The organism is Streptomyces musisoli (assembly GCF_016741855.1).
Classification (GTDB): Bacteria; Actinomycetota; Actinomycetes; order Streptomycetales; family Streptomycetaceae; genus Streptomyces; species Streptomyces musisoli.
Genome location: NZ_JAERRH010000026.1, coordinates 23,775 through 50,657, shown reverse-complemented (window position 1 = coordinate 50,657; position 26,883 = coordinate 23,775). Strand labels below are relative to the sequence as shown.

Here is a 26,883-nt window from a genome sequence, read left to right as displayed (position 1 = left end):
ACCCGACGACGCCCCCGCACGATTCCCCGGGCCCGACCGCGAGCAGCACCGGCACCGTCGCCGACGCACACTGGAACCACAGCTGGGTAGGGAGGGTCCTTATGAGGACGATCGACCACTGGCTGACCTCCCCGTGGCGCCGCTCGGGCGCCGCCGCCCTCGCGGGTGCCCTCCCCGTGCTCGCATTCCCGGCCCCCGCATTGTGGTGGTTCGCGTACATCGCCCTGGTGCCGTGGGTCCTGCTGGCCCGCTCGGCGCCGACCGGGCGGCGGGCCGCGTACGACGGCTGGAGCGGCGGCTTCGGCTTCCTGGTCGCCGTGCACCACTGGCTGCTGCCGAGCCTGCACGTGTTCATCTTCCTGATCGCCGCACTGCTGGGCCTGCTCTGGGCACCCTGGGGTCTGCTGGTGCGCCGGTTCCTGGGCGGGGTGCCGTCCCCGGCCCGGGCCGCCGCGGCACTGCTGGTGCTGCCGTCGGCCTGGCTGGCGGTGGAGCTGGTCCGCTCCTGGCAGGGCCTCGGCGGGCCGTGGGGGATGCTGGGCGCCAGCCAGTGGCAGGTGGGCCCGGCCCTCCGGCTGGCCTCGGTGGGCGGGGTGTGGCTGCTCAGCTTCCTGGTGGTGGCCGTCAACGTGGCGGTGGCCGTGCTGATCTCGGTGCGCGAGGCGCGCCTTCCGGCCCTGGCCTCGCTGGTCGCCACGGCCGCCGCGACCTCGGCCGCGTGGGCGTGGGCGCCCCGCCCGGACGTCGACGGACGGGTGCGGGTCGCCGTCGTGCAGCCGAGCGTGGTGGCCGGGCAGGCCAGCGGCGACAGGCGGTTCGACCGGGAGGAGCAGCTGACCAGGCGGCTCGCCGGGCAGGGCGTCGACCTGGTGGTGTGGGGCGAGTCCAGCGTCGGCTTCGACCTGGACGACCGCCCCGACCTGGCCCGGCGGCTGGCCGTGCTGTCCCGGGGCACCGGCGCCGACCTGCTGGTGAACGTGGACGCCCGGCGCTCGGACCGGCCCGGCATCTTCAAGAGTTCCGTGCTGGTCGGCCCGGACGGCCTGACCGGTGACCGGTACGACAAGATGCGGCTGGTCCCGTTCGGCGAGTACATACCGGCCCGTTCCCTGCTCGGCTGGGCCACGTCGGTGGGCCGGGCCGCCGGCGAGGACCGGCGGCGCGGCACCGGTCAGACGGTGATGAACGTCGGGCACGGACTGCGGGTCGGCCCGCTGATCTGCTTCGAGACCGCGTTCCCCGACATGAGCCGGCATCTCGCCGAGGACGGTGCGGACATCCTTCTCGGACAGTCCTCCACCTCGTCCTTCCAGCACAGCTGGGCGCCGGAGCAGCACGCCTCGCTGGCCGCGCTGCGCGCCGCCGAGACCGGCCGCCCGATGGTCCACTCCACCCTCACCGGCGTGTCGGCGGTGTACGGCCCGGACGGGGCGCGCCTCGGCCCGTGGCTCGGCACCGACGCCAGCACCGCGCGCGTGTACGACGTACCGCTCGCGCACGGCGTCACCCCGTATGTCCGCTACGGCGACTGGCCGGTGCACGGTGCGCTGCTGGTGCTGGCCGCGCTGGGTGTGACCGAGGGGGTGCGGACGCTCAGGCTGCGCCGAAGCGGTCCTGAACCGCTCGTACCACCCGCTCGCACAGTTCATGGGTGGCCAGCGCGTCCCTGGCGCTGAGCACCTTCCGGGCCCGCACGGCGTCGAGGAAGGCGAGGACCGCCTGCTCGATGCCACGCTGGCGGGCCACCGGCACCCAGTCGCCGCGCCGGCGCACGGTCGGCTGCCCCTTGTGGTCGATCACCTCGGCGAGGTTGACCACCTGGCGTTTGCTGTCCTGCCCGGACACCTCCAGGATCTCCTCGCTGGAGCCGCTGAGCCGGTTCATCACACCGAGCGCGGTGAAGCCGTCCCCGCCGAGCTGGAGCACGAGGTGGTGGAGCAGCCCGTCCTCGGCGCGGGCGCGGACGGTGACGTCGTCGACCGGGCCCGGCACCAGGAACCGCAGGGTGTCCACGACATGGATGAAGTCGTCGAGGATCATCGAGCGAGCTTCCTCGGGCAGGCCGATCCGGTTCTTCTGCATGAGGATCAGCTCGCGCGGGTGGTCCAGGCACTGCGCGTACCCGGGGGCGTACCGGCGGTTGAAGCCGACGGACAGCGAGACCCCGCGCCGCTCGGCGAGGCGCACCAGCCGCTCGGAGTCGGCGAGTTCGTAGGCGAGCGGCTTGTCCACGTACGTCGGGACGCCGGCCTCCAGCAGCCGGGTGACGATCTCGGGGTGGACGGTGGTGGGCGCGTGCACGAAGGCCGCGTCCAGGCCGGCGGCGAGCAGCGAGTCGAGCGTGGTGTGCCGCTGCTCCCGGGGCAGGTGCAGGGTGTCCCCGACCCGGTCCAGGGTGGCGGGCGTCCGGGTCTGCAAGTGCAGGTCGAGCCCCGGCTGCGCCCCCAGCACCGGCAGGTACGCCTTCTGCGCGATGTCGCCGAGTCCGATGCAGCCGACCTTCACGTGCTCTCCTCTACCGCTGGCCTGCGTGTCGTCTGCCGGAAGCATACGGGGGCCACCAGTCGGCGATGCCGTCGAAGCCACGCAGGAAGAGCGCCGGTCCCGCCGCCGACACGGCCGCGACGGCCGTGTCGCGCAGGGCCACGACGGCTCGGCTGCCCGCCATGTTGAGGCGGGCGACCCGGACGGACCGACGGGCTATCGCGGTGGTCCGCGGGAGGCGGGCGGCGGTGTAGGCGGGCAGGTCCGCGCCGTGGTGGGCGAGGACCACCGCGTCCTCCACGGCCTGGTTGCCGCCCTGGCCGAGGGTCGGGGGCATGGCGTGGGCGGCGTCGCCGATCAGGACGGTGCGGCCGAAGTGGTGCGCGGGCAGCGGCCGGGCGAGGTGGTGGACGTCGTGCCGGAGCACGTCCTCGGGGCGGGCGGCGGCGAGCACGGCGGGGATGGGGTCGTGCCAGTCGCCGTAGCGGCGCAGGAGTTCGGCCTTCTCGTCGTCCGGGGCGTGCTGCCCCGCCGGGGCCGTGGCCGCCGCATAGGCGTAGACCCGGCCGTCCTTGAGGGGGTGGGTGCCCCAGATGTGGCCGCGTCCCCAGGTCTCGTGCGAGGCGAACTCGGCGCCGGGCACCGGGATCAGGACCCGCCAGGTGGTGAAGCCGGCGTACACCGGGCCGGGGTGGCCGGGGAAGAGGGCGCCGCGCACCCGTGAATTGACGCCGTCCGCGCCGACCACCAGTTCGGCCTCCCATTCCTCCCCGCCGGCGCTCACGCGGGCGGGCCGGGCCCGGTCGCCGGGGTCGGCGAGGGCCGCGGTGGTCGCGGTGCGGACGGCGCCGGGCGGGAGCAGCGCGGCCAGCCGGTCGACGAGGGTGGCGCGGGGCAGCAGGACCAGGGGGCCGCCGAAGCGGGCGGCGGCGGCCGCGGCGCTGGAGCGGGACAGCCAGCGGCCGCCGGGCGTGCGCAGGCCCCCGTCGCCCTGCCAGGCGGCCAGGTCCCGGATCTCGTCGCCGATGCCGAGGACGTCCAGGGCGCGCAGGGCGTTCGGGGCGAGCGAGATGGCCGCGCCGACGGGGTCCAGGGAGGCCGCCCGTTCCAGCACGGTCACGGCCCAGCCCCGCTGGTGCAGGGCGGCTCCGGCGGCCAGCCCCCCGATGCCGCCGCCGATGACGATCGCGCGTTCCGGCCGTGTCATGACCCCTCCTCGACTACACCTGTAGTGCACCTGGTGACTGTACTACGGCTGTAGTGAAGTTGGGTAGGGTCGACCCCATGTCCGCAGACAGCCCGAGCACCTCCGGCACCCCGAGCGCCCCCGGCACCCCGGGCACTCCCGGCTACCCGGGTGCTCCCAGCGCCCCGAACGCCCCACGCGCCCCCGGCAACGCGAGCACCTCCGGCGACCAGAGCACCCCCGGCACCTCCCGCGCCGATCTCGTCGCCGACACCGCCCTCGCCCTGCTCGCCGAGCGCGGCATGCGCGGGCTCACCCACCGGGCGGTGGACGAGGCGGCCGGGCTGCCCCCCGGCTCGACGTCGAACGTGGCGCGCACCCGGGAGGCGCTGCTGGAACTCGCCGTGCGGCGGCACGCCGAACGGGAGGCCCGGGTGCTGGCGCTGTCGGAGCTGCCGGACCCGAGGGGCGGGGCCGACGCGCTGGCGGAGGGGCTGGCGCTCGCGGTCCACCGCTCCCTGACCCGCAACCGCGCTCTGCTGATCGCCCGGTACGAACTAGCCCTGGAGGCCACCCGCCGTCCCGGACTGCGCGCCTACTACGACCGCACCGGCGCCGTCTTCAAGGACCAGCTGACGGCCATGCTCACCGCCGCGGGCTCACCCGACCCGGCCCGCCAGGTGCTGTCCCTGGTCGCCTGGGCGGACGGGCTCATGTTCTCCTGCGCGGCCGGGTCCTTCAGCACGGAGGTGCCGGACCTGGCGGAGATCCGGGCCGGACTGCGGGAGTTGCTGACGGGGATGCTCCGGCGCTGAAAAGCCCTGGCCGACGGCGGCACCCGGCGGCGATGATGCGCGCATGACGATCAAGCGGGAAGAGCCCGCCACCCACGCCGACGAGCGCACCATGCTCGAGGGCTGGCTCGACTACCACCGCCGGACACTCGCCTGGAAGTGCGAAGGGCTCACCGACGCACAGTTGCGGACCCCGTCCGTGGCGCCCTCCGAACTGACCCTGCTGGGTCTGGTCCGGCACCTGGCGGAGGTCGAGCGGTTCTGGTTCCACGAGGTGCTGCTGGGCGAGGACCCGGGTGTCCTCTACTGCACCGAGGAGGACCCGGACGGCGACTTCCGCGTCACGGAGGCGGACACCTGGGAGGAGACGTACGCCACCTGGCAGGCCCAGATCGACACGGCCCGCCGCCACACGGCCGGCCTCTCGCTCGACGACTTCTCCCGGGGCACGAGCAGGTCCACCGGGCAGCCCTTCAACCTCCGCTGGATCTACACCCACATGATCGAGGAGTACGCCCGCCACAACGGTCACGCCGACCTGGTCCGCGAGCGGATCGACGGCTTCACCGGCGACTGATCGTCAGCCCCGGCACGGCGGAACCCTCCGCACGGGGCATGCAATCACCCGTACGGGGCATCCCGTTCGGCTCCCCGGTGTCAACGCCGGTGCCGACCCAGCAGAGTTGCGCGGGTGCATCGAACGACGACCACCGCAGCGCTTCTGATCATCGTGGCCGTCTCGGTCCTCACCGGCTGTGTCACGGTGCGGCACCCGGCGCCCGCCGGCCTGCCCCGGTACACCGCGCCCTCGCTGCCGGCGGTGCCCCGGCCCGCCGGCAGCGCGGAGCCGCGGGTGGTCCAGGCGCCGGCCGTCGAGGCACTGAGGCTGGCCGTGCCGTCCCCGCCCCCGCGCCCGGCGCACCCCGCGCCGCCCGCCTCGCACCGGCGCCCCGCCTCCCCCGGGGCCCCGCATCGGGCACCGGCCCCGCCCAAGGCCCCACGCCCGCGCCCGGCCCCTTCCGGGCGGCCGCCCGCCGCCGTGCGCGCCCCGGCCCCGGCGACTCCCCCGGCCCCGGACCTGTGCGCGCTGGGCAAGGTGTACGGCAGCCTTGTCGGAGCGCCTAGCGCTGTCTGGGCGGGCCCCAGCCGTCGCCGCCCGGGGTGCCCTCCTCGCCGAGCCGCAGGGCCAGGCGGCTGATCGCGGACCGGACCCCCTCGCCGTAGCCGTCGTCGGCCAGGGAACCGGCGGTGCTGCGGGCGCGGCGCAGATGGCTGCGGGCCGCCTCGGCGCGGCCGAGCTTGACGTAGTCGGCGGCCAGGTTGAGGTGCAGGGACGGGAAGAAGCCCTGGACACTGGCCGGGTCGCCGTCCGCGCGGCCGCCGGCCAGTTCCTCGGCCGCCGACAACGCGCGCAGGTCCCAGGCGAGTTCGTCGTCCGGATCGTCCTGCGTGTCGGCCAGGTAGTGGGCCAGGGTGCAGCGGTGCAGCGGGTCGCCGTCCTCGCCGATCTCCGTCCACAGATCCAGGAAACGGCTGCGGGCCTCCTCACGGTCGCCGCCGTGGTGCAGCATCACGACCTGTCCGATCCGCGTCAGCACGGCGTCCGGCGCCGCCTGCTCCTGTCGCTCCGCCACGGTGTCCCTCCGGGCCGTCGGCAATGGTCCGCTGCTGACGCTAACCGGCGCCGCCGGGATTCCCGGTCAGGCGGCGCCGTTGCACCGGCGGCCGGTGGTCGACCGCGAGCCCTTCGCACCGGGTCGTGCCCGCGTGGCGGGACCGCGCGTGGACTCGGCCCCGCCACGCGGGGCACTCCGCGGCCCCCCGGCGGCCGTCAGCCCAGGTTCGGGATGCGCCAGTCGACCGGCTCGTGGCCCTGGCCGGCGATCGCCTCGTTGATCTGCGTGAACGGCCGGGAGCCGAAGAACTTCTTCGCGGACAGCGGCGAGGGGTGCGCGCCCTTGACCACCACGTGCCTGGTCTCGTCGATCAGCGGGAGCTTCTTCTGCGCGTAGTTGCCCCACAGGACGAAGACCGCCGGGTCGGGGCGGGAGGCCACCGCGCGGATCACGGCGTCGGTGAACTTCTCCCAGCCCTTGCCCTTGTGCGAGTTGGCCTCGCCGGCCCGGACGGTGAGGACCGCGTTGAGCAGCAGCACGCCCTGCTGGGCCCACGGCATCAGATAGCCGTTGTCCGGGACGGGCAGGCCCAGCTCCTCCTGCATTTCCTTGTAGATGTTGCGCAGGGAGGGCGGGGTCTTCACCCCGGGGCGGACCGAGAAGCACAGGCCGTGCCCCTGGCCCTCGCCGTGGTACGGGTCCTGGCCCAGGACCAGGACCTTCACCTGCTCGTACGGCGTCGCGTCCAGCGCGGCGAAGACCTCCTCGCGCGGCGGGTAGACGGGGCCCTTCGCCCGCTCCTCCTCGACGAACTCGGTCAGCTCCTTGAAGTAGGGCTGCTGAAGCTCGTCGCCCAGAACCCCGCGCCAGGACTCGGGCAGCATGGCGATGTCGGTCACGTCAACGTCCTCACGATGTCAATCGACCACGGCGTGCGGTCACTTCCAGGCTTCAGAACCTACAGCCGGCCACTGACAATCGCTGCCCGAGGGCGGTTCACCAGCTGGTCTTGCGGTGCAGCGCCCACATCATCATGATCGTCGAGGGGTCGAGGGCCTGCTCGCCGCCGGAGATGTCGTCGCTGGCCGCCACGAACTGCCGGCCCTGCCACAGCGGGATCAGCCGGGCGTCGTTCACCAGGAACTGCTGGGCCGCCTCCAAGTCCTTGACGGTATCGGCGCGGTTGCTCTCCGCGCGCGAGTGGGGCAGCAGCCGGTCGGTGATCTCCTTGGCCGGGTAGGGCGTGCCGAGGGCGTTGTGCTCGCCGACGAAGGGGGCGATGAAGTTGTCCGCGTCGGGGAAGTCCGGGAACCAGCCGCGCCCGAACACCGGGTACTCGCCCTTCTGGTAGCCGACCACATAGCTCTTCCAGGGCCGGCCCTTGAGGGTGATGGTGAACAGGCCGGAGGCGTCCAGCTGCCGCTTGAGCTCCTGGAACATCAGGGCCGTCTCGGAGCCGTAGCGGTCGGTGGTGTACCAGAGGGTGAGCGGGACGGGCTGGGTGATGCCGGCCTCGGTGAGGAGCTTGCGGGCCTTGGCGACGCTCGGCTCGCCGTAGTCGTCGAAGAAGCCGGTGGCGTGGCCGGTCAGGCCCTTGGGGACCATCGAGTACAGCGGGTCGACCGTGTCCTTGTAGACCTTGTGCGCGATCGCGCCGCGGTCCACGATCTGGGCGACGGCCTTGCGCACGGCGGGCTGCTTGGCCCAGGAGTCCTTGGGGTTGAACACCAGGTAGCTGATGTCGGTGCCGGCGCCGTCCACCAGCTGGAGGTCCTCGGTGTCGTGCTCCTGGAGGGCGAGGATGTCGTCGGCGGCGAGGCCGCGGTAGGTGACGTCGATCTGCTTGTCCCGCAGCGCCTTGACCATGCCGGCGGAGTCCTTGAAGTAGCGGATGGTCACCGCGTCGTTCTCCCGCTTGGCGAAGCCCTGGTAGCTGTCGTTGCGGACCAGGACGGCCTTGTCGTCCTCCGCGAACGACTGGAGCTTGTACGGCCCCGAGCCGTGCACCTCGGCGTCCTTGCGGAGGGAGTCGGCGGGGTAGTCGTCCGGGTCGACGATCGACATGGCGGGGGTCGCCAGCACGAACGGGAACGTGGCGTCGGACTGGTTGAGGTGGAAGACGATCTCGCGGTCGCCGGAGGTCTCCACGCGGTCGAGGCTGCCGAGCAGCCCGGCGGGGCCGCCGGGGGCGTCGATGGTCCGGATGCGGTTGATGGAGTGCCGGACGGCCTCGGCGGTCAGCGGGTCGCCGTCGGCGAACTTCAGGCCGGAGCGCAGCTTGCAGCGGTAGGTGCGGCTCGTGGAGTCGGTGAAGGAGCAGCTCTGGGCGGCGTCGGGCTGCGGGGTGGTGGCGCCGTTCGGGTAGGCGAGGAGCGTCTGGAAGATGTTCCGGTACAGCTCCCAGGAGCCGTCCCAGGCGCCGGCCGGATCGAGCGTGCTGGGCACGCTGGTGGTGCCCACGACGATCGGACCCTGGTCGTCGGGGTCGCCGTCGGACAGCAGACTGCATCCGGCAACCAACGATATGGACGCGATCGCCGCGACTCTCCGCAGGAATCGGTTCCGGTTGAACACGCGCACGCTCCTCGATCTGCCATACCAAGGGTCGGCAGACGATACCGCAGCGTCCGGGCCCCTGGACCTCCCCTGCAGCACGGGTTCTTGATCGTTTCAGCGATGACGACGTTGTCAGTCCGATTTGCGGAGTCCCAAGGGTTTTCCGGGCGCCGATCCGTCCGAAAATCGGCGCCCGGAAGATGGCTCAGCCCACGCCCGCGTTGAGGAAGATGCCGCCGTCCACGACGAGCGTCTGACCGGTGATCCAGTCCGACTGCGTGGAGGTGAGGAAGGCGGCGGCCCCGCCGATGTCGGAGGGGACACCGAGCCGGCCGAGCGGGTAGGCGGCCGCGGCCTCCTCCTCGCGGCCCTCGTACAGGGCCTGCGCGAACTTGGTCTTGATCACGGCCGGGGCGATGGCGTTGACCCGGACCTTCGGCGCGAACTCGTGCGCCAGCTGCTGGGTCAGGTTGATCATCGCGGCCTTGCTCACGCCGTACGCGCCGATGAACGGCGAGGGCGCGAGGCCGGCGACGGAGGCGATGTTGACGATCGCGCCGCCGTTGTCCTTCTGCCAGGCGTGCCAGGTCTTCTGGGCGAAGCCGAGGGCGGAGATCACATTGGTCTCGAAGACCTTGCGGGCGACGTTCAGGTCGAGGTCCGCGATCGGGCCGAACACGGGGTTGGTGCCCGCGTTGTTGACCAGGAAGTCGACCCGGCCGAAGGCCTCCATGGTCCGCTCGACGACCTCGGTCTGGTGGTCCAGGTCGTGGGCCTTGCCGGCGACGCCGATGACCCGCTCGGCGCCGAGCTGCTCGACGGCCTCCTTCAGGGCGTCCTCGTTGCGGCCGGTGATGCACACGCGGTCGCCGCGCGCGACCAGCGCCTCGGCGACGCCGTGGCCGATACCGCGGCTCGCGCCGGTGACGATCGCGACCTTGCCGGAGAGCTCCGGGAGTTCAGTCATGTCCGTGCTACCCCTGAATCCCTTAGTCGAGCGGTCCGCCGGCGACGTACAGCACCTGGCCGGAGACGAAGCCGGCCGCCTCGCCGGTGAAGAAGGCGATGGCGTTGGCGATGTCCTCCGGCTCACCGACGCGCTGCACCGGGATCTGTGTGGCGGCGGCCTTCTTGAAGTCGTCGAAGCCCATGCCGACGCGGTCGGCGGTGGCCTTGGTCATCTCGGTGGCGATGAAGCCGGGAGCGACGGCGTTGGCGGTGATGCCGAACTTGCCCAGCTCGATGGCGAGGGTCTTGGTCAGGCCCTGGAGGCCGGCCTTGGCGGCGGAGTAGTTTGCCTGGCCGCGGTTGCCGAGCGCCGAGGAGGAGGAGAGGTTGACGACCCGGCCCCAGCCCGCGTCCACCATGTGCTTCTGGACGGCCTTCGTCATCAGGAACGAGCCGCGCAGGTGCACGTTCATGACCGTGTCCCAGTCGGAGGCACTCATCTTGAACAGCAGGTTGTCGCGCAGCACGCCCGCGTTGTTGACCAGGATCGTGGGGGCGCCCAGCTCCTCGGCGACCCGGGCGACGGCGGCCTCGACCTGCGCCTCGTCGGAGACGTCCGCGCCGACCGCGATGGCCTTGCCGCCGGCGGCCGTGATCTTCTCGACGGTGTCCTTGCAGGCGGCCTCGTCGAGGTCGATCACGGCGACCGCGTGGCCCTCGGCGGCCAGCCGTACGGCCGTCGCGGCGCCGATGCCGCGCGCCGCGCCGGTGACTACCGCGACCCGCTGTTCAGTGGTGGACATTGCTGCTTCTCCTCGCCCTTGAGAGAACTTGTCGGCTCTCGAGAGAACCGGTCGGGCCCTCGGAGAGGACCCCTACATGCGGTGAGCGACCGCTTAGTACCTTCAGCACCCGTGACGCTAGAAGCCCTGGCACCCGGTGTCAACGGGACATCCGGCCGGTGTGATCCATTACCTCACCAGGAGGTCCAGCAACCGCTCCGTCTCGGCCGCCGGGTCGGCGGTCAGGCCGGTGTGCACGGGTCCGGGCTGGACCACCGTGGAACGGGGCGCGATCAGCCAGCGGTAACGGCGCCCGGCGTCGTCCCCGGCCGCCTGTCCCGCCTCCTCGCCGCCCGCGCAGTGACGCTCGATCGCCCGGAGGGCGGCACGCACCCCGGCGACGTCGGCGGCCGGGTCCAGGGCGAGCAGCCGGGCCTCGTCGAGGTGGGTGCGTGCGCCGACGTAGGCCCGCGCACGGCAGTACACGACCACGCCCGCGTTGATGCACTCCCCGCGCTCCACCCGCGGCACGACCCGCAGCAGCGCGTACTCGAACACGTCCCGGTCGCCGCCTTGGCCCGCTCGGGTGATGTGGCGCTCGGTCACATGGCCGGCCATGTGGATATGGCGCTCGCTCACTTGCCCTCCTCGGTTCCGGAGCCGAGGCTGGTGATCCGCTCGGCGATGACGGCCGCCCGCGCGAGCAGCGGCCGCGCGTAGGCCCGGCGCAGGTCGTCCGGGGTGTCGAAGCCGGGCTCGCCGGCGAGCCAGGCGTCCGGGATCTCGGCGGTGACCTCGGCGAGCAGGTCCTCGGTGACCCGGGGCGCCAGCTCGGCCGCGGCCGCCGTGAGGTCGGGGGCGAACCGGGCGAGGGCGTGGTCCGAGGCGTCGTAGGGGCGGGCCGCCGAGGCCTCGGCGGCGGGCCAGTTGTGGTGCCAGATCATCGTGGCACCGTGGTCGATGAGCCACAGCTCGCCCCGGTGCAGCAGGAGGTTGGGGTTGCGCCAGGAGCGGTCGACGTTGTTGATCAGCGCGTCGAACCAGACGATCCGGCCGGCCTCCTCGGGGCCCACCGGGAAGGCGAGCGGGTCGTAGCCGAGGGCGCCGGACAGGAAGTCCATGCCGAGGTTGCTGCCGCCGCTGGCCCGGAGCAGGTCCTGGACCTGCTGTTCGGGCTCGCCGAGTCCGAGGACCGGGTCCAGGCGGAGGGTGACCAGGCGGGGCATGCGGAATCCGAGGCGCCGGGCGAGTTCGCCGCACACCACCTCGGCGACCAGGGTCTTGCGGCCCTGTCCGGCGCCGGTGAACTTCATGACGTAGGTCCCGAAGTCGTCGGCCTCGACGAGCCCCGGCAGCGAGCCCCCCTCACGCAGGGGCGTGATGTAGCGGGTCGCGGTGACTTCCTTGAGCATCGCCCCAGGTTACTGGGGTCCGGGGTGCGGCCCGGGCGGCCGGCCGACAGCCGGGGGACAGCCGTGGCGCAGGGTCCTCCCGGCCCAGGGGCAAGGATCCGTGACCCGTCTGAACGGCCGCCGCCTCGGGGCCGTACCCCATGACGGACCACGAGCAGCTCCGCGGAAGGGAAGCCCCACATGACCAGCGCATCGCTCCCGACTTCGTCCGAGCAGGGAGGCGCCCCCACCCGGCCGGCCCGCCGTACCGTGATGGCGGCGGCGGGAGCGGCGGGGCTCGCCGCCGCGCTCACCGCCTGCGGTTCGGGCGACGACTCCTCCGACACGGTCGTCAGCGGCGCCGGCTCTCCCGGGTCCGCCGGCTCCGCGCAGGAAGGCGGCGGCTCCGCCGGGGGTACCGCGCTCGCCAAGACCGCGGACATCCCGGAAGGCGGCGGCAAGATCTTCAAGGACCAGGGGGTCGTGGTCACCCAGCCGACGGCGGGGACCTACAAGGCGTTCTCGTCCAAGTGCACCCACCAGGGCTGCGCGGTGGGCAGCGTGGCGGACGGTGTGATCGTCTGTCCGTGCCACAACAGCCACTTCTCGGCCGAGGACGGCAGCGTGAAGAAGGGGCCCGCGACGCGGCCGCTGGCGGCGGCGAAGATCAGCGTCTCGGGCGACGAGATCAAGCTGGCCTGAGCGGGCTCAGCTCCGCCCGCGGGCGTGCTCGAGACAGCGCAGCACCTCGTCGGTGGTCGCGACGGTGGCGACCAGCGCGAGGGTGTGGCGGATCATCGCGGCGGTGTAGTCGGCGGGTACCCCGGCGACGGCGTCGGACGGGACGACGGCGGTGTAGCCGAGGTTGACGGCGTCGAACACCGCGTTGGGTACGGCGACGTTGGCCGAGACCCCGGCGACGATCAGCGTGCGGCAGCCGAGGTTGCGCAGCAGGGCGTCGACGTCGGTGCCGTGCACCGGCGACAGCCCGTGCAGCCGCCGTACGACGAGGTCCCCCTCGCCCACCTCGATCGGGGGCGCGACCCGGACCGCCGTGCTGCCGGTCAGCTGGCGCACGGGCAGCCGTTCGGCGGCCCGGAACAGGCGGGCGTTGCGGCTGGCCCCGCGGCCGTCGGGGCGGCGCTCGGCGATGGCGTGGACCACCTGCACACCGCTCTCGTGGGCGGCGGCGACCAGCCGGGCCACATTGCGCAGGGCGCCGGAGGAGCGCGCTTCGTGGGCGAGTTCGGGCAGGGCGCTGTCCGGGCCGACGACGCCCTGCTGGCACTCGACGGTGAGCAGGACGGTGCCCGCGGGATCGAGGAGGTCGCCGAGCTGCTCGTACGACGGCATCGCACGCCCTTTCGCCGGGGTCCGGGCGGTGAGAGTAGCCACATCGGGGTGCGAGCGGAAGCCGGGCGGTTCCCTTTTCTGACGTGATGTCAGAGGATCACCGCGACAGAGGAGTTGTCGGACACGACGTGGAAGAAGAGGGGGGCCGCATGACCGTCACGCAGCAGCGCCGGGGCCGGAAGATCATGATGACGCCCGGTGAGCTGGACGAGTTCCTCACCACCCAGCGCACCTGCCGGGTCGCGACCGTCTCGGCCGACGGCACACCGCATGTGAGCGCGCTGTGGTTCGCGTGGGACGGCACCTCGCTGTGGCTGTACTCGGTGGTGCGCAGCCGGCGGTGGGTTCAGCTGAGCCGCGATCCGCGGGTGGCCGTCGTTGTCGACTCCGGCGAGGAGTACGACCAGTTGCGCGGCGTCGAGCTGTCCGGCCGGGTGGAGTTCGTGGGCGAGGTGCCGCGCACCGGTGAGCTGTGCGCGGAACTCGACACGGCCGAGACACTGTTCGCCCGCAAGAACTTCGGCCTGGACGAGATGCCGCACGACGGCCGCCACGCCTGGGCCCGGCTGACCCCGGAGAAGATCGTGTCCTGGGACTTCCGGAAGCTGGGCGGGATGTAGGGAGGGCCGACACCCCGGATAGCCAGGAAGATCGCGACCGGGTCCGGGAAGGGGCGGGCAGCCGGGCGGGTGCGACCGGGTCCGGGAGGACCCGGGTGGCCCGGCCGGTGGCGGCCGGACAGACCGGCCGGTTGCGGCCCGCTGGACCGGCGGGTTGCCGCCAGGTGGCCCGGCGGGTCGCGGCCGGGTCCCGGAGGCCCGGACAGCCCGGCGGGTCGCGGTCGGGGCCCGGACAGCCCGGCGGGCGTGACCGCTGCGGTGCGTCAGCCGAGCTTGCGGGCGGTCTCGCGCAGGGCCTCCACGGCGGCGCGGATGGAGGGCCGGCGGTCGGCGTCCGCGCGCCAGATGACGTACACGTGGCGGCGCACCCGCTGCCTGAGCGGCACCAGGGCCACGCCCTCGGGCACCGGGTGCCGGCCCAGCAGCGGCGCGATGCACACCCCCAGGCCGGCCGCGACGAGGCCGAGCTGGGTGTGGGTCTCGCCGGCGCGGTGGCCGATGATCGGCTCGACACCCTTGGAGCGCAGGGTGAACATCAGCCACTCGTGACAGAACTCCCCCTCGCCCCAAGTGATCCACTCGTCCTCGGCGAACTCGGTCAGGTCCACCTCGTCCCGGTCCGCGAGCCGGTGCCCGACGGGCATGGCGACATCGGCCGGGTCGTCCAGCAGGGGCGCCTTGACCAGGCCGTCGGGTACGGGCATCGGCTTGTTGTACCAGTCCAGGACCACCGCGAGGTCGAGATCACCGCGGACGACCCCGGCGACGCCCTGTTCGGGCTCCACCTCGCTGGAGCGCACGCGCAACCCCGGGTGCTCGGCGCGCAGCGTGCCGAGCGCGGCGGGGAACAGGCCGCGCGCGGCGGTCGGGAACGCCGAGAGCCGGAGTTCGCCGACGACCTGCCCGCGGTGCGCCTCCAGGTCCGACTCGGCCAGCTCGACCTGCGACAGGATCCGCGCCGCGTGCTCCGACAGCAGCCGGCCGGCGTCCGTGAGCCGTACCCCCCGGCCGTTCTTGGCGAGGAGCTGCTGGCCGATCTCCCGCTCCAGCTTGCCCAGCTGCTGCGAGACCGCGGACGTGGTGACGTGCAGGGCGTCGGCGGCGGCGCTCACCGAGCCGTGCCGGGCCAGGGCGTCCAGGGTACGCAGGCGCTCAAGGTTCAACATGTAAGCAATCCTAAGAGGTATCAGGAGAGAAATCTCGATTGTCCTACGAGGTTGCCTCCGGCATCGTTGAACCCATGAGCACGGTCACCACGTCCCGCACCCGGTCCTCCGCCTCCGCCTCCCCCTCCGCTCCCGTCCGCCCCCGCGCCCGCCTGGACTGGCGGCTGCGCTTCGGCGCCCTGTCCCTGATCTGGGGCTTCAGCTTCCTGCTGATCAAGGTGGGAACCGAGGGGTACGCGCCGTTCCAGGTCACGCTGGGACGGCTCGTGTTCGGTACGGCGGTGCTGATGGCGGCGATGGCCGTGAAGCGGGAGCGGCTGCCGCGCGAGGCCCGGCTGTGGGGGCACATGGCGGTCGCCGCGTTCCTGCTGAACGCCCTGCCGTTCTCCCTCTTCGCCTACTCCGAGCTGACGATCCCGTCCACGCTGGCCGGCATCTGCAATGCCACGTCTCCCCTGTGGGGCATGCTCCTCTCCCTGGTCGCGCTGTCCGAGGACCGGCCCACCCGGGTCCGGGTCGCCGGTCTCGCGCTCGGCTTCCTGGGCGTGCTGACCGTGCTGGGTGTCTGGCAGGGCTTCCACGGCCTGGACGCCACGGGCACGGCGATGGCGCTGCTGGCCTCGCTGAGCTACCCGGTGGGCTGGATCTACGTCCGCCGGACACTGGCCGGCACCGGGAACTCGCACCTGGCGATGACCGGGGGGCAGCTGCTGCTGGCCACGGTGCAATTGGCCGTCGTGACGCCGCTGTTCACCAGCGTCCCCGAGCACTTCGCGTTCGTTCCGCTGCTGGCAGTCGCCGCGCTCGGCGCGCTGGGCACGGGGCTCGCGGTCCTCATCCAGTACGGACTCGTCGCCGAGGTCGGACCCACCACCGCCCAGATGGTCACGTACTTCATTCCCGTCATCGCCACGGCCGCGGGGGTGGCGATCCTCGGGGAGTCGCTGCGGTGGACCACGCCGGTGGGGGCCCTGATCGTCATCGCGGGGGCCGCGCTCACCCAGGTGCGGGGCAGGCGCGCCTGAGGGCGCCCCCTTCCTTCAGGCGCCGCCAGCTCTCCAGGTGCCGTCAGCCGTAGACGCGTGCCGGGCTCGGGCGTACCGCCGCCGCCACCGCGTCGGCCAGGGGGATGACGTCCTCCCGCGTGAGCGTGGAGACCGTGATGCGGATGCCCGGCGGTGAGGCGAGGCGGAAGCGGGCACCCGGTGCGACCGCCCAGCCTCCTTGCACCAGACGGGCCACCGCGCCCGTCTCGTCGGGCACCGGTACCCAGACGTTCATGCCGCTGCGGCCGTGGGCGGTGACCCCGCGTTCCGCCAGCGCGTCGACCAGGGCGTCCCTGCGCTCGCCGTACGACCGCGCCACGGCCGGCCGGTCCACCGCGCCGTCCGTCCACAGGTGCACCACGGCCCGCTGGAGGAGCAGGCTCACCCAGCCGGGGCCCAGTCGCTGGCGGCCCCGGACCCGGTCCATGGTGACGGGGTCGCCGGCGAGGACGGCGAGGCGCAGGTCGGGGCCGTAGGCCTTGGCGGCCGAGCGGACGAAGGCCCAGTGGCGGGTGACGCCCGCGAGGGGGTGCAGGGGCAGGTCGACGATGCCGTGACCGTGATCGTCCTCGATGAGCAGGGTCTCCGGGTGGTCGCGCAGCACCGCACGCAGGGCACGCGCGCGGGTGGCGGCCACCGAGGCACCGGTCGGGTTCTGGGCGCGGTCGGTGACGATCAGGGCGCGGGCGCCGGATTCCAGGGCGCGGCGCAGGTCGTCCGCGCGCGGCCCGTCGTCGTCCACGCCGACGGGGGCCAGGCGCAGGCCCAGGGCGGGGACGAGGTCCAGGGCGCTGCCCCAGCCGGGGTCCTCGACGGCGACCGTGTCGCCGGGCCGGAGGTGCGCGGCGAGGACGCGTTCGATGGCGTCGAGGGAGCCGGAGGTCACCGTCAGCGGCCCCGCGGGGACGCCGTCGGCGTCGAGTTCGGCGCGGGCGAGCCGGGCGAGGTCCGCGTCGACGGGGTCGTCGCCGTAGAGGACGGGCCGGCGGTCGCCCTCCCCGGCGGCCGCGGCGAGCGCCGGGGCCAGACGGGGCAGCAGGGCCGGATCGGGGTTGCCCGTGGAGAGGTCGCGCCCCCCGGGGGGCACCTGCACCCGCAGTTCCTCGCGGCCGGTGGTGGCCGGCTTGGAGCGGACACGACTGCCCCGGCGGCCGGCCGTCTCGATCACCCCGCGTTCGCGCAGGGTGCGATAGGCGGCGGCGACCGTGTTCGGATTCACCCCCAGCTGGGCCGCCAACTCCCGCATGGGAGGCAGGGGTTGGCCCGGCCGCAGCTCCCCCGCGCCGACCGCCCGCTCGACGGCGGCCGCGATCTCGGCTGCACTCCGCCCGGTGATCCGATATTCTCCTAGCACAAAGAGCATTATGCACTAGTACAAAACTGTTCGCCACACGCCACACCCATGGAGGGTTCCGTCATGCCGGGGACGACCGAGGAAACGCATGCCGCCGCCTACACGCCGACCGACCGGACCGTGCCGACGCGCTCCGCGGACCGGGCGTCGTACGACAAGGAACTGGTGCACGCGATATTGGACGAGGGGTACGTCTGCCACCTCGGCTTCGTCCGGGACGGCGCCCCGGTGGTGCTGCCGACGCTCTACGGCCGGGTCGGCGAGCGGCTGTACATCCACGGGTCGACCGGTTCGCGCCCGCTGCGGATGGCCGGCGGGACCGACCCCGGCCTGCCGGTGTGCCTGACGGTCACCCACGTCGACGGGCTGGTGCTGGCGCGTTCCGCCTTCCACCACTCGATCAACTACCGCTCGGTCGTGGTGCACGGCATCGCGCACGAGGTCACCGATCCCGAGGAGCGGCGACTGGCCCTGGACGCGCTGGTCGACCACGCCGTACCGGGCCGGTCCGCCGACTCCCGGCCCGCGGACAAGAAGGAGCTGGCCGCCACCGCGGTCATCCGCCTGGACCTCGACGAGGTCTCGGCCAAGGTCCGTACCGGCGGGGCCAACGACGAGCCGGCCGACCTCTCCCTGCCGTTCTGGGCCGGGGTCGTGCCGCTCCGCAAGGGTTACGAGGCCCCGGTCCCCAACGCCGACCTGGCTCCCGGCATCGGCCTGCCGGACTACCTGACGGCGCGCTAGCGGCCCGGGGGGAGAGAGCCGGGGACGGGTTCGCAGACGGTGACCAGCCCGGGGTGCTGGAGGCCGGCCGGGAGGACGGCCTCCCAGGCGAGACGGTCCTCGGTCCGCGGCTCGGCGCCCGGCCGGAAGACCTTGACCGCCACGCGCCGCCGGAGGCGCCCCCGCCCCGGGCGGCGCGGAACGGGGGCGGTGTCCGCTCGACGGCGTGAGCGGCGCCCTACGCGGTGCTGCCGCGGGCGGACAGCTCCCGTTCCGCGCCGCCCGTGGCGACCGGCTCCGGGGAGCCCTTGGCGGGGGCCGAGGACTGGGCGATGAACGCGCCGACGAGGACGACCGCGCCGCCCGCGACCTGTGGCGCGGACAGATGCTCGCCGAGCAGCACCCAGGCCAGCACGGTCGCGATGACCGCCTCCAGGCAGGCGACGACCCCGGCGACCTGCGGCGACAGCCGGCGCACGGCCACCACGCCGGTGATGTAGGCGATCACCGTGGCGACCAGCACCACCCAGGCGAGCAGGGCGACGGCCGGTACGGCGGTGCCGTTCAGGTCCGCGGAGCCCGCCAGCACCGACCAGTCCATGTTCCAGGGGCGGGCGACGGCCGTCAGCACGGCGGCGCCGACGAGCAGTCCGTAGGCGATGACGCCGAGCGGGTCGGGCGCCGTCTCGCCCGCGTCGCCGCCCTGGTCGGCCAGGACGAAGTAGCCGACCTGGCAGCAGGCGGCACCGAGGGCGAGGACCAGGCCCAGCGCGTCGAAGCTCAGCCCCGACCAGACCTCGACCACACAGGCGAGGCCGCCCGCGGCGAGGACCACGCCGAGCGCGGCGGCCCGGGTGACGGGCCGCCGCTGCACGAACCGCACCCAGCCCAGCACCAGGGCCGGCGCCAGGTATTCGATGAGCAGGGCCACGCCGACCGGGATCCGGGAGAGCGCGGCGAAGTAGCAGGCCTGGACACCGGCGACGGCGAGCAGCCCGAACCCGGCGAGCAGCGCGGGCCGGCGGAGCGGCAGGGCGCGGTGCCGTACCGCGAGCGGCAGCATCACCAGTGCGGCGCCCGCCACCCGCAGCCAGACCACGTGCAGCGGGTCGAGTCCCGCCTCGATCAGCGGCTTGGCGGCCACGCCGGACCCGCCGAAGGCCAGAGCCGAGGCGAGCGCGAGGCCGAGACCGGTTCCCTTGCCGGGGCTGTCGTGACTGCTACCAGACGTATGCACCGGCACATGATGACAGGCACCGACAGGAGCGTCACCCCGGATGACACCTGTCTCAGCAGGTGGACGGCCCGGGCGTCAGCGGGCCGGTCCGGACGTCAGCAGGCCAGTCCGGGCGTCAGCGGGCCGGTCCGGACGTCAGCAGGCCAGTCTGGGGCGTCAGCGGGCCGCCTCTCCGTCGGGGGCGTACTCGCCGGTTCCGGCCTCGATCCGCGCGGCCAGCTCGCGGGCCGGGATCCCGGCGCGTTCGAGGACTTCGACGGCCCGTGACCGCGGGTCCGCGGCGAGGGCCGCGAGCAGGTCGGTGCCGGTGACACGGGGTGCGCCCCGCAGCCGGGCGCGGACGCGGGCGTCCGCGAGCGCCGTGGACGCGGCGGGAGACCAGCCCCCGGCGTCCCTCACCGCGCCGCCCGGACCGGCGCCGGGACCGACCGGCCCGACGACTCCGACCGGCCCTACGGTTCCGACCGGCCCTACGGTTCCGACCGGCCCGACGGTTCCGACCGGCCCTACGGTTCCGACCGGCCCGACGGTTCCGACCGGCCCGACGGTTCCGACCTGAGCGCCGGGACCGACCGGAGCGGCGGGACCGACCGGCTCGACGGTTCCGACCTGAGCGCCGGGACCGACCGGCTCGATGACTCCAACCGGAGCCGCGGAACCGACCGGAGCCGCGGAACCGACCGGAGCGGCGGTTCCGACCGGAGCGGCGACGAGGGGGTTCGCGCCGGAGTCCTCCACGCTGCCCTGCCAGCGCAGTCCGTAGCCGATGCTGCGCTGCACGAGGTAGCCGAGGAGCCGGGCGAGCCGCCGGGGCTCGCCCACGGCGGCGCGGGCCTCGGGGTCGTGTTCCAGCAGGGCGTGGAGCAGATGGGCGGTGTCGGTCTGCCGGTCCCCGTCCCGGACGGCCCGCCGGCGGGCACCGGCGACCACCGCCGCCAGCTCGGCACCGAGCCCGGCGGCGCCGTCCTGGTGCGGAACCACTGCGTCGTGGAGGGTCCGGTGGGCTGTACGGGGTTGCACATCCCCCACCTCATCAGCATCGGCGGGACGGGGCATCCACGACGGGAACCATTTTCGCGTCCCACGCCCAGTGGACATCACCGAACCGGATCTCATCCTTGCGGAGGAGATCCGGCCGATTACGCGCAAGGGGCGCGCGCCGCCTTGCGCCGCTCCCCGAGAACAACCGTGCCGCGCCGTCGCACGTCTCGCGGCACCGAGGAAGGCGCGCGCGGCAGCCGACCCGCGGCACCGAGGAAGGCGTGCGCGGCGGCCGGCTCGCGGCACCGGCCGCGGTCACCGGCAAACGGTACGCGTGAACCGGACCCGCACCCCCGCCTGACGGTTCATCAGTATTGAATGTTCGCGCCCCTGCCGCTACGTTCCGCGACACCGTAGCCCGATACGCCCGACCCGGAGGGGTGGTCGCATGGCCGAAGTCAGCGCGGAGGCACGCATCCAGGCGCCGGCCGAGAAGGTGTGGGCCCAGCTCACCGACTGGCCGTCGTACGGGACCTGGAACGCGACCCACACGAGCTTCCCCCGGGGCGGCCCCGAGACCCTGGCCGTGGGCGGGACGTTCCAGGAGAACATGAAGCTGATGGGCTTTCCGGCGGAGGTCGACTGGACCATCGAGGAGCTGGAACCGGCCCGGGTGTTCGCCATCCGCGGCAAGGGCCCGATGGCGGTGACCGTCGCCACCCGCTACACGCTGACCCCGGACGGGGACGCCACGACCCTCCGGATCGACGGCGAGTTCACCGGCGCCGCGGTGTCGCTGATGGCGGGCAAGCTCAAGGACTCGGCGACGGCCGCCCTGAACGAGTCGCTGCGCAAGCTGGACGGCCTGGTGGCCTGAGCCGGGACACGCCAAGGCGCCCCGCGCGGACACCGCGCGGGGCGCCGGGATCGCCGTACGGGCCTCAGTGCTCGTCGGCGAGGATGAGGTACAGCTTCTTGCGGGCGTCGTTGATGACGGTCAGCGCCTTCTCGCGCTGTTCCTTGCTGCCGGTCTTCCAGACCTGACCGAACGCCTCCATCAGGCCGAAGCCGGCCTGGCGGATCTCGGTGAGGGCCTCCCAGTCGACTCCGCGCGAGGCCTCCTCCCAAGGGGCGTCCGGCCCTTCCTCGGCGGCGGCGCGTCCGCTCCCGGTCAGCGCGAACAGCTTCTTGCCGCCCTCGGTCTCACTGGCGATCAGGCCCTCGTCCTCCAGCAGCTGGAGGGTGGGGTAGACCGAGCCGGGGCTGGGCTTCCAGGCGCCGCCACTGCGTTCGGCGATCTCCTGGATCATCTCGTAGCCGTGCATGGGCCGGTCCCTGAGCAGGGCCAGGATCGAGGCGCGTACGTCACCTCGCCGCGCCCGCCCCCGCGGACCGCCCCGCCCTCGGGGCCCCCAGCCACCCGGTCCGAAACCGGGGCCACCGGGACCGAATCCCGGGCCGCCCGGCCCGAACGGGCCGAAGGCGGCCCGACGGCCCTCGAAGCCGCCCATGCCCCGGCAGCCGGGGCCCTCGTGCCGATGTCCACGCTCGAATCCGTGGGTACGCATCATGATCACTCCATTCCATCGCTGATCTGTCACGTATGCATCGCGTATCGTTCGCGATGCTTCAACGATATATCGGAAACCTCGCTCCGACAACCCCCGTCGAAGAGCGAGCAGAGGCGCCGATTCGGAACTCGCGAGTCCGCTCTTCAGCCGCAGAGCGGCGGTCGCGCCCGGACCGGGGGGGGGGAGGAGAACCGAGCGAGGAGTGAGCGTGCCGATGCGTGTCGCGGGCGGACCGCCTGGTGACGGGGAGCGAGCGGCAACAGGGCCGCGGGATCGCGGAGGCGTTCGCCGCCGAGGGGGCGCAGGGCGCCGTCTCGGGCCGCAGCGCCGAGCGGGGCGGGGAGACGGCCGACGGGATCCGGGCACGCGGCGGACGTAGCGAGGTCCTGGTCGACAACGCCGGCATCCACCCGGCCGACACCACGACGGCCACCGTCCAGAAGACCGGTCGGTGCCCTCTACAGCTCGATGAAGCCGGCTCTCGCCGGTGCCGGTGTCCCCTCGGAACGGGCCGCCCGTTCCACCGTACGGTTCACGCCCGCAGCGGGCAGCCGGTGCCGACGCGGCCGGTGAGTTCCGCGCGGAGTGCCGCCAGCTCGGCCATGCGCGCGTCCACGACCCGGATCTTGTCCTCGAACAGCGCGGACAGGGCCTCGGCGCTGTCCGGTGCCTCCTTCAGTTCCGCGCCGTGCCGGGCGATCTCGGCGAGGGTGAACCCGAGCGTCTGCGCCGTACGCACGTACTGGAGCCAGGGCACCGTCTCCGGCGGGAAGTCACGGTAGCCGTTGGGCAGCCGGTCGCCCTCGATGAGGCCGATCTTCTCGTAGAAGCGCAGGGCGTCCTTGGACACTCCGGTACGTACGGCCAGTTCTCCGATGCGCACGACTCCCCCACCGCTCGGTCGACTTGACCTTGGAGCGTACTCCGCTGTCTAGCGTGGGCGGCGCCCGAGCGAGCCCTTCGGAGGAGCCCCGATGAACCCCGCCCACCCCGCCTACACCCGCCTCGTCCGCGCCAGCGGCTGGTACGACCTGATCGTCACGGCCGGCTTCGCCACACCCTGGACGTACGCGCTGGTGCACGACCTGCTGTCCGCCGCGGGCGACGCGACCGGCCTCGGCGCGATGCCCGGGCTCACCCCGATGCAGACCCTGTACGCCAACCTGATGGGCTCGGTCGTGGTGGTCTGGTCCGTCCTGCGGGTCGTACGGCCGCTGCCGCTGCACGGTCTCCTCGACGGCGCCGCGCGCGTGCTGTTCGCCCTGTGGCAGGCGTACGCGCTGGCCCACGGCGGGCCGGCCGTGCTGTGGCCGTTCCTCGTCCTGGAGGTGTCGTTCGGCATCGCCCAGCTCGCCCCGTGGCTGCGCACGCGTGCGGCGGCCGGGCGGGAAACGGTCCGGCACTCGTGAATTGGCCTTGGTCCGCGAGTCGTCGCAGCCGCTAGCGTCGGCACCATGCGCATTCGAATCGTGGACGCCTTCACCGACCGCCCCTTCGCCGGCAACCCGGCCGGAGTCCTGCTCCTGGACGACGTCTTCCCGGACGACGACTGGCTCCAGAACGTCGCCATGGAGGTCAACCACGCCGAGACGGCGTACGCGCACCGGCTGCCCGACGGCGGTGAGGCGGACTGGGCGCTGCGCTGGTTCACGCCCGTCGCCGAGGTCGCCATGTGCGGGCACGCCACGCTCGCGACCGCCCACGTCCTGCACGCCACCGGGGCCCACGCGGGTCCGGTGCGGTTCGCCACCCGCAGCGGCGTGCTGATCGCCACGCCCGCCGCGGACGGCTCGATCACCCTCGACTTCCCGACCGCCCCGCTCACCCCGGTCGAGACCCCGGCCGGGGTCGCCGAGGCGCTCGGCGCGGAGCCGGCCGCCGCGTTCGACACCGGTCCGAACGTCGGCGACCTGCTGGTGGAGCTGGCCGACGAGAAGACCGTCCTCGGCCTCTCCCCCGACCTCAAGGCCCTCGGCGCGTACTCCTCGCGCGGCATCATCGCCACCGCCCGCGCCGAGGACCCCGCCCGCGGCTACGACTACGTCTCCCGCTGCTTCTTCCCGAACGTCGGGATCGACGAGGACCCGGTGACCGGCAGCGCCCACACCGCGCTCGCCCCGCACTGGTCATCCCGCCTCGGCCGCGACGACCTCACCGGGCTACAGGCCTCCCGGCGCACCGGACTGGTCCGTACCGGCCTGCGCGGCGAGCGCACCCTGCTCACCGGCCGCGCGGTGACGGTCATCGAGGGCGAACTGCACGCCTGAGGGCTCGTCAGGCCGTCGGCAGCCAGCCCACCTTGCCCGCGAGGAGGGCGTATCCGACGAACGCGCCGATGTCGAGCAGGGAGTGCGCGACGACCAGCGGGCCGACCCGGCCCCAGCGGCGGTACAGCAGGACGAACACCACGCCCATGACCATGTTGCCGAGGAAGCCGCCGATGCCCTGGTAGAGGTGGTACGAGCCGCGCAGGACCGCGCTGGCCACCAGCGCGGTCCCCGGGGTCCAGCCCAACTGGCCGAGCCTGCGCAGCAGATAGCCGACGACGATGACCTCTTCGAGGATCGCGTTCTGCAGCGCGGAGAGGATCAGCACCGGGTACTTCCACCACACGTCCGGCAGGGCCTCGGGGACGACCGTGAGGTTGAAGCCGAGGCCGCGGGCGGCCAGGTAGAAGGCGATGCCGGTGCTGCCGATCACGGCCGCGATCCCGGCGCCGCGGGCCAGGTCGGGCCAGGGCCGGGTGCGGTCGAAGCCGAGGGCGCGCAGGCTCGTGCCCTCGCGCAGCAGCAGATGGGCGACGAGCGCCACCGGGATCAGCGCGGAGGCGATGCCGAAGAGCTGCCACGCCAGGTCCAGCCAGGGGCGGCCCGGTGCGGCCGAGGCGTTGAGGGTGGCCGCCTGGTCCTTGAGGCCGCCCGGCTTGGTGACCGAGCCGATGAAGCTGATCAGTGCGGACACGCCGCTCGCCCCGAGCGAGAGCCCGAGGACGAGGAGCGTCTCGTCCCGCAGGATCCGCCGCGGGTCGCGCCCCCGCGCCGAGGAATCGGCCACCGCGTCAGCCTCCACCTGCACCCCTGCCTCCTGCCGGCTCACGGGCCCCTGGCCCACCTTCGCCTGGCAAGGATCGCAGAAGCCGATCCCGGGACACCGCACACCCCGAACCGCACCGCCCCCGGCGGCCTCACCGCGGCATCGCGGGTCCGGCCCTCAGCCGAGCGGTACGGCCGTCGGCAACCCCACCGGCCATGTGTGCACCGGTTCCCCGACATGCATCAGTTCGGCGTACCGGCGGGTCGTCGCCGCCAGGGCCGCCTCGCGGGACATTCCCTGCTCCAGCGCCCGGTGGAAGGTGGCCGCCTGCCAGGACGCCCCGTTGACCCGGCGTCGGCAGCGTTCCTCGATCACACCGAGATAGAGGTCGCGGTCGGCGGGCTCCACACCCCACGCGTCCAGCCCCGCGGAGGCGAGCGGCAGCAGCTCGTCACGGATCAGCGTGACGGCGTCGATCTCGCCCGTGCCGCCGTACCGTCCCCGCCGCGGCCAGACGAAGCGCGCGTCGATGCCGTGCCGGCACGCCGCGTCGAAGTTCGCCTCGGCCGCGGCGAACGGCATCCGCGTCCACAGCGGCCGGGAGTCCTCGGCGAGGGCCCGGACGACCCCGTAGTAGAAGGCCGCGTTGGCGATCACGTCGGTGATGGTCGGCCCGGCCGGCAGCACCCGGTTCTCCACCCTGAGGTGCGGGACGCCGTCCGCGATGCCGTACACCGGCCGGTTCCAGCGGTAGATCGTGCCGTTGTGCAGGACGAGTTCGGCGAGCCGGGGCACCCCGCCGGCCTCGATGACCTCCAGCGGCTCCTCCTCGTCGCAGATCGGGAGCAGCGCCGGGAAGTAGCGCAGGTTCTCCTCGAACAGGTCGTAGGCGGAGGTGATCCACCGCTCGCCGAACCAGGTGCGGGGCCGGACTCCCTGTGCCTGGAGTTCGGGCGGCCGGGTGTCGGTGGACTGGAGGAAGAGCGGGGGCCGGGACTCGCGCCACAGCTCGTGACCGAAGAGGAACGGAGAGTTGGCGCCGACGGCGATCTGCGGGGCGCAGGCCACCTGGGCCGCGTTCCACACGTCCGCGAACCGTGCCGGGGTGACCTGGAGATGGAGCTGCACCGAGGTGCACGCGGCCTCGGGGACGATCGATTTGGATGTGCAGACGAGGTGTTCCGCCCCCTCGATGTCGAGCCGGAAGTCCTCGCCGCGGGCGGCGACGATCTGGTCGTTGAGGAGGGTGTAGCGGTCGACCTCGGAGAGGTTGGAGGAGACCAGGTCGTCCCGGTCGAGGGTGGGCAGGATGCCGATCATCACGATGCCCGCGTCCACCTCTCCGGCCTTCCGGTCGGCGTAGGCGAGCGAGATGCGCAGTTCCTCGGCGAGCCGGTCGAATACCCGGCCGCCCAATCGATGTGGAGCGATGTTGACTTCCAGGTTGAACATGGCGAGTTCTGTCTGGAAATCGCGACTCGCGATGCGCTCCAGTACCTGCCCGTTCAACATTTTCGGCATGCCGTCGTGCCCCGCGAGATTCAGTTCGATCTCGACTCCCATGAGGTTCTTGGGTCGGTCGAATCGCTTCTCGCGCAGCAGCTGCTCCAGTCCCGTCAGGCACTTCTGGAGCTTTTCGCGGTAGCGCTGGCGATCGGACAGGTCGAACTGCCCCGCCACCACCTTCTCCCCCATCGAAGTGTCCCTCCTCGGATGGGCGGGCCGTCGATCCGGCCGCCGGGCTCCCGGGTCAGGTGGGATGATGCCCAGCCGAAGCGATCGATAACGTCCCGCGCGGGGCCGCCGCCCGCTACTCTGTCGGAATGTTCCCGGCGGCACATTCACGAGGCATGCCGCAGCTTGCACCTCCGGGTGCCCCGAACGCCTCGTGAAAAACGCCGACGACATTCGGCCGACCGTTACCGGCGCGTATTGCGAGGTCAGACACGGGGCGCGGCCCGGAAATCGGGATGAGTTCCGCAAATCGTCGACCCAATTCGGCCTTGCCGGATCAAGCGGAATCGGATAGCCGGAACATCGGC

Annotated in this window: 27 protein-coding genes and 2 pseudogenes; 10 read left to right on the top strand and 19 right to left on the bottom strand. The window is 73.1% G+C overall.

The features are described 5' to 3' along the window. Window positions 1–101: 101 nt before the first annotated feature. Window positions 102–1,676, top strand: coding sequence for an apolipoprotein N-acyltransferase (gene lnt / locus JK361_RS36255; RefSeq protein ID WP_201826572.1), 1,575 nt, complete (start codon window positions 102–104; stop codon window positions 1,674–1,676). Here lnt and JK361_RS36250 read toward each other — a convergent pair. Together JK361_RS36250 and JK361_RS36245 are read right to left on the bottom strand one after the other, a co-directional pair. Continuing rightward, entirely contained in the window at window positions 1,594–2,505 is a 912-nt protein-coding gene (locus JK361_RS36250; RefSeq protein WP_201826571.1) for a Gfo/Idh/MocA family protein, read from the bottom strand. The two genes, lnt and JK361_RS36250, sit on opposite strands and share 83 nt — an antisense overlap. Window positions 2,506–2,515: 10 nt before the next feature. Continuing rightward, the gene (locus tag JK361_RS36245) at window positions 2,516–3,691 is read right to left on the bottom strand and encodes an FAD-dependent monooxygenase (protein WP_201826570.1); all 1,176 of its coding nucleotides are present in this window, start codon (window positions 3,689–3,691) and stop codon (window positions 2,516–2,518) included. Between the two features lie 77 nt (window positions 3,692–3,768). On the opposite strand from JK361_RS36245, the gene JK361_RS36240 reads away from it, so the two are divergent. Beyond that, window positions 3,769–4,485, top strand: coding sequence for a TetR/AcrR family transcriptional regulator (locus tag JK361_RS36240; protein WP_201826569.1), 717 nt, complete (start codon window positions 3,769–3,771; stop codon window positions 4,483–4,485). A 43-nt stretch (window positions 4,486–4,528) separates the two neighbouring features. Continuing rightward, window positions 4,529–5,041, top strand: a complete 513-nt coding sequence (locus JK361_RS36235; protein ID WP_201826568.1) for a DinB family protein — start codon at window positions 4,529–4,531, stop codon at window positions 5,039–5,041. A 544-nt stretch (window positions 5,042–5,585) separates the two neighbouring features. Here JK361_RS36235 and JK361_RS36230 read toward each other — a convergent pair. From JK361_RS36230 to JK361_RS36200, 7 genes are all read right to left on the bottom strand, one after another. After that, complete coding sequence (locus JK361_RS36230) at window positions 5,586–6,098, bottom strand: tetratricopeptide repeat protein (RefSeq protein WP_201826567.1); 513 nt, start codon at window positions 6,096–6,098, stop codon at window positions 5,586–5,588. Between the two features lie 197 nt (window positions 6,099–6,295). Continuing rightward, the gene (gene ung, locus JK361_RS36225; protein WP_201826566.1) at window positions 6,296–6,979 is read right to left on the bottom strand and encodes a uracil-DNA glycosylase; all 684 of its coding nucleotides are present in this window, start codon (window positions 6,977–6,979) and stop codon (window positions 6,296–6,298) included. Between the two features lie 97 nt (window positions 6,980–7,076). Then, window positions 7,077–8,654: an ABC transporter substrate-binding protein gene (locus JK361_RS36220; protein ID WP_201826564.1), complete on the bottom strand. Its 1,578-nt coding sequence runs from the start codon at window positions 8,652–8,654 to the stop codon at window positions 7,077–7,079. Between the two features lie 187 nt (window positions 8,655–8,841). Then, window positions 8,842–9,603 carry an SDR family oxidoreductase gene (locus tag JK361_RS36215; protein WP_201826562.1) on the bottom strand — a complete coding sequence of 254 codons (762 nt, stop codon included), beginning with the start codon at window positions 9,601–9,603 and terminating at the stop codon, window positions 8,842–8,844. 22 nt (window positions 9,604–9,625) lie between these two features. Next, window positions 9,626–10,387, bottom strand: a complete 762-nt coding sequence (gene fabG / locus JK361_RS36210; RefSeq protein WP_201826560.1) for a 3-oxoacyl-ACP reductase FabG — start codon at window positions 10,385–10,387, stop codon at window positions 9,626–9,628. Between the two features lie 168 nt (window positions 10,388–10,555). After that, entirely contained in the window at window positions 10,556–11,005 is a 450-nt protein-coding gene (locus tag JK361_RS36205; RefSeq protein WP_251092511.1) for a DUF3037 domain-containing protein, read from the bottom strand. Next, a complete protein-coding gene (locus tag JK361_RS36200) occupies window positions 11,002–11,778 on the bottom strand; it encodes a HipA family kinase (protein WP_201826558.1) in 777 nt (258 codons plus the stop codon). The genes JK361_RS36205 and JK361_RS36200 overlap by 4 nt, the downstream gene beginning before the upstream one ends. A gap of 180 nt (window positions 11,779–11,958) precedes the next feature. Between JK361_RS36200 and JK361_RS36195 the strand changes: the two genes are divergently transcribed. Then, window positions 11,959–12,459 (top strand): Rieske (2Fe-2S) protein, encoded by a 501-nt coding sequence (locus JK361_RS36195; protein WP_201826556.1) that lies wholly within the window; start codon window positions 11,959–11,961, stop codon window positions 12,457–12,459. 6 nt (window positions 12,460–12,465) lie between these two features. Here the strand turns inward: JK361_RS36195 and JK361_RS36190 are convergent, their stop codons facing one another. Next, entirely contained in the window at window positions 12,466–13,110 is a 645-nt protein-coding gene (locus tag JK361_RS36190; RefSeq protein ID WP_201826554.1) for a cysteine hydrolase family protein, read from the bottom strand. Window positions 13,111–13,259: 149 nt separating this feature from the next. Between JK361_RS36190 and JK361_RS36185 the strand changes: the two genes are divergently transcribed. Beyond that, the gene (locus JK361_RS36185; RefSeq protein ID WP_201826552.1) at window positions 13,260–13,730 is read left to right on the top strand and encodes a pyridoxamine 5'-phosphate oxidase family protein; all 471 of its coding nucleotides are present in this window, start codon (window positions 13,260–13,262) and stop codon (window positions 13,728–13,730) included. 263 nt (window positions 13,731–13,993) lie between these two features. On the opposite strand, the gene JK361_RS36180 is transcribed toward JK361_RS36185, so the two are convergent. Next, window positions 13,994–14,896, bottom strand: coding sequence for a LysR family transcriptional regulator (locus tag JK361_RS36180; RefSeq protein WP_201826550.1), 903 nt, complete (start codon window positions 14,894–14,896; stop codon window positions 13,994–13,996). A gap of 74 nt (window positions 14,897–14,970) precedes the next feature. Here JK361_RS36180 and JK361_RS36175 point away from each other — a divergent pair, with 74 nt between their 5' ends. Beyond that, the gene (locus tag JK361_RS36175; RefSeq protein ID WP_201826548.1) at window positions 14,971–15,921 is read left to right on the top strand and encodes a DMT family transporter; all 951 of its coding nucleotides are present in this window, start codon (window positions 14,971–14,973) and stop codon (window positions 15,919–15,921) included. A gap of 43 nt (window positions 15,922–15,964) precedes the next feature. On the opposite strand, the gene JK361_RS36170 is transcribed toward JK361_RS36175, so the two are convergent. Beyond that, window positions 15,965–17,296, bottom strand: coding sequence for an aminotransferase class I/II-fold pyridoxal phosphate-dependent enzyme (locus JK361_RS36170; protein WP_201826546.1), 1,332 nt, complete (start codon window positions 17,294–17,296; stop codon window positions 15,965–15,967). Between the two features lie 63 nt (window positions 17,297–17,359). On the opposite strand from JK361_RS36170, the gene JK361_RS36165 reads away from it, so the two are divergent. Next, window positions 17,360–18,040, top strand: coding sequence for a pyridoxamine 5'-phosphate oxidase family protein (locus JK361_RS36165; protein WP_201826544.1), 681 nt, complete (start codon window positions 17,360–17,362; stop codon window positions 18,038–18,040). A 217-nt stretch (window positions 18,041–18,257) separates the two neighbouring features. Here JK361_RS36165 and JK361_RS36160 read toward each other — a convergent pair whose 3' ends face one another. The 3 genes and pseudogenes from JK361_RS36160 to JK361_RS36150 all read right to left on the bottom strand — a co-directional run. Then, the gene (locus JK361_RS36160; RefSeq protein ID WP_201826542.1) at window positions 18,258–19,262 is read right to left on the bottom strand and encodes an EamA family transporter; all 1,005 of its coding nucleotides are present in this window, start codon (window positions 19,260–19,262) and stop codon (window positions 18,258–18,260) included. 150 nt (window positions 19,263–19,412) lie between these two features. Further along, window positions 19,413–19,646 (bottom strand): annotated as a pseudogene (locus tag JK361_RS36155) (Clp protease N-terminal domain-containing protein); the annotation flags it as partial. Window positions 19,647–19,955: 309 nt separating this feature from the next. Next, window positions 19,956–20,312, bottom strand: a pseudogene (locus tag JK361_RS36150) (peptidase); the annotation flags it as partial. A 373-nt stretch (window positions 20,313–20,685) separates the two neighbouring features. Between JK361_RS36150 and JK361_RS36145 the strand changes: the two are divergent. After that, a complete protein-coding gene (locus JK361_RS36145; RefSeq protein ID WP_201826540.1) occupies window positions 20,686–21,114 on the top strand; it encodes a type II toxin-antitoxin system Rv0910 family toxin in 429 nt (142 codons plus the stop codon). Between the two features lie 64 nt (window positions 21,115–21,178). On the opposite strand, the gene JK361_RS36140 is transcribed toward JK361_RS36145, so the two are convergent. Together JK361_RS36140 and JK361_RS36135 are read right to left on the bottom strand one after the other, a co-directional pair. Beyond that, a complete protein-coding gene (locus JK361_RS36140; RefSeq protein WP_201826599.1) occupies window positions 21,179–21,805 on the bottom strand; it encodes a PadR family transcriptional regulator in 627 nt (208 codons plus the stop codon). A gap of 535 nt (window positions 21,806–22,340) precedes the next feature. Further along, entirely contained in the window at window positions 22,341–22,691 is a 351-nt protein-coding gene (locus JK361_RS36135) for a MerR family transcriptional regulator (RefSeq protein ID WP_201826538.1), read from the bottom strand. Between the two features lie 91 nt (window positions 22,692–22,782). Between JK361_RS36135 and JK361_RS36130 the strand changes: the two genes are divergently transcribed. After that, window positions 22,783–23,217 (top strand): hypothetical protein, encoded by a 435-nt coding sequence (locus JK361_RS36130; RefSeq protein ID WP_201826536.1) that lies wholly within the window; start codon window positions 22,783–22,785, stop codon window positions 23,215–23,217. 45 nt (window positions 23,218–23,262) lie between these two features. Then, a complete protein-coding gene (locus JK361_RS36125) occupies window positions 23,263–24,075 on the top strand; it encodes a PhzF family phenazine biosynthesis protein (protein ID WP_201826534.1) in 813 nt (270 codons plus the stop codon). A gap of 7 nt (window positions 24,076–24,082) precedes the next feature. On the opposite strand, the gene JK361_RS36120 is transcribed toward JK361_RS36125, so the two are convergent. Together JK361_RS36120 and JK361_RS36115 are read right to left on the bottom strand one after the other, a co-directional pair. Continuing rightward, on the bottom strand, window positions 24,083–24,883 hold the full coding sequence (locus tag JK361_RS36120; RefSeq protein WP_201826532.1) for a CPBP family intramembrane glutamic endopeptidase: 801 nt from the start codon (window positions 24,881–24,883) through the stop codon (window positions 24,083–24,085). 135 nt (window positions 24,884–25,018) lie between these two features. After that, a complete protein-coding gene (locus JK361_RS36115; RefSeq protein ID WP_201826530.1) occupies window positions 25,019–26,536 on the bottom strand; it encodes a glutamate-cysteine ligase family protein in 1,518 nt (505 codons plus the stop codon). Between the last annotated feature and the right edge of the window lie 347 nt (window positions 26,537–26,883).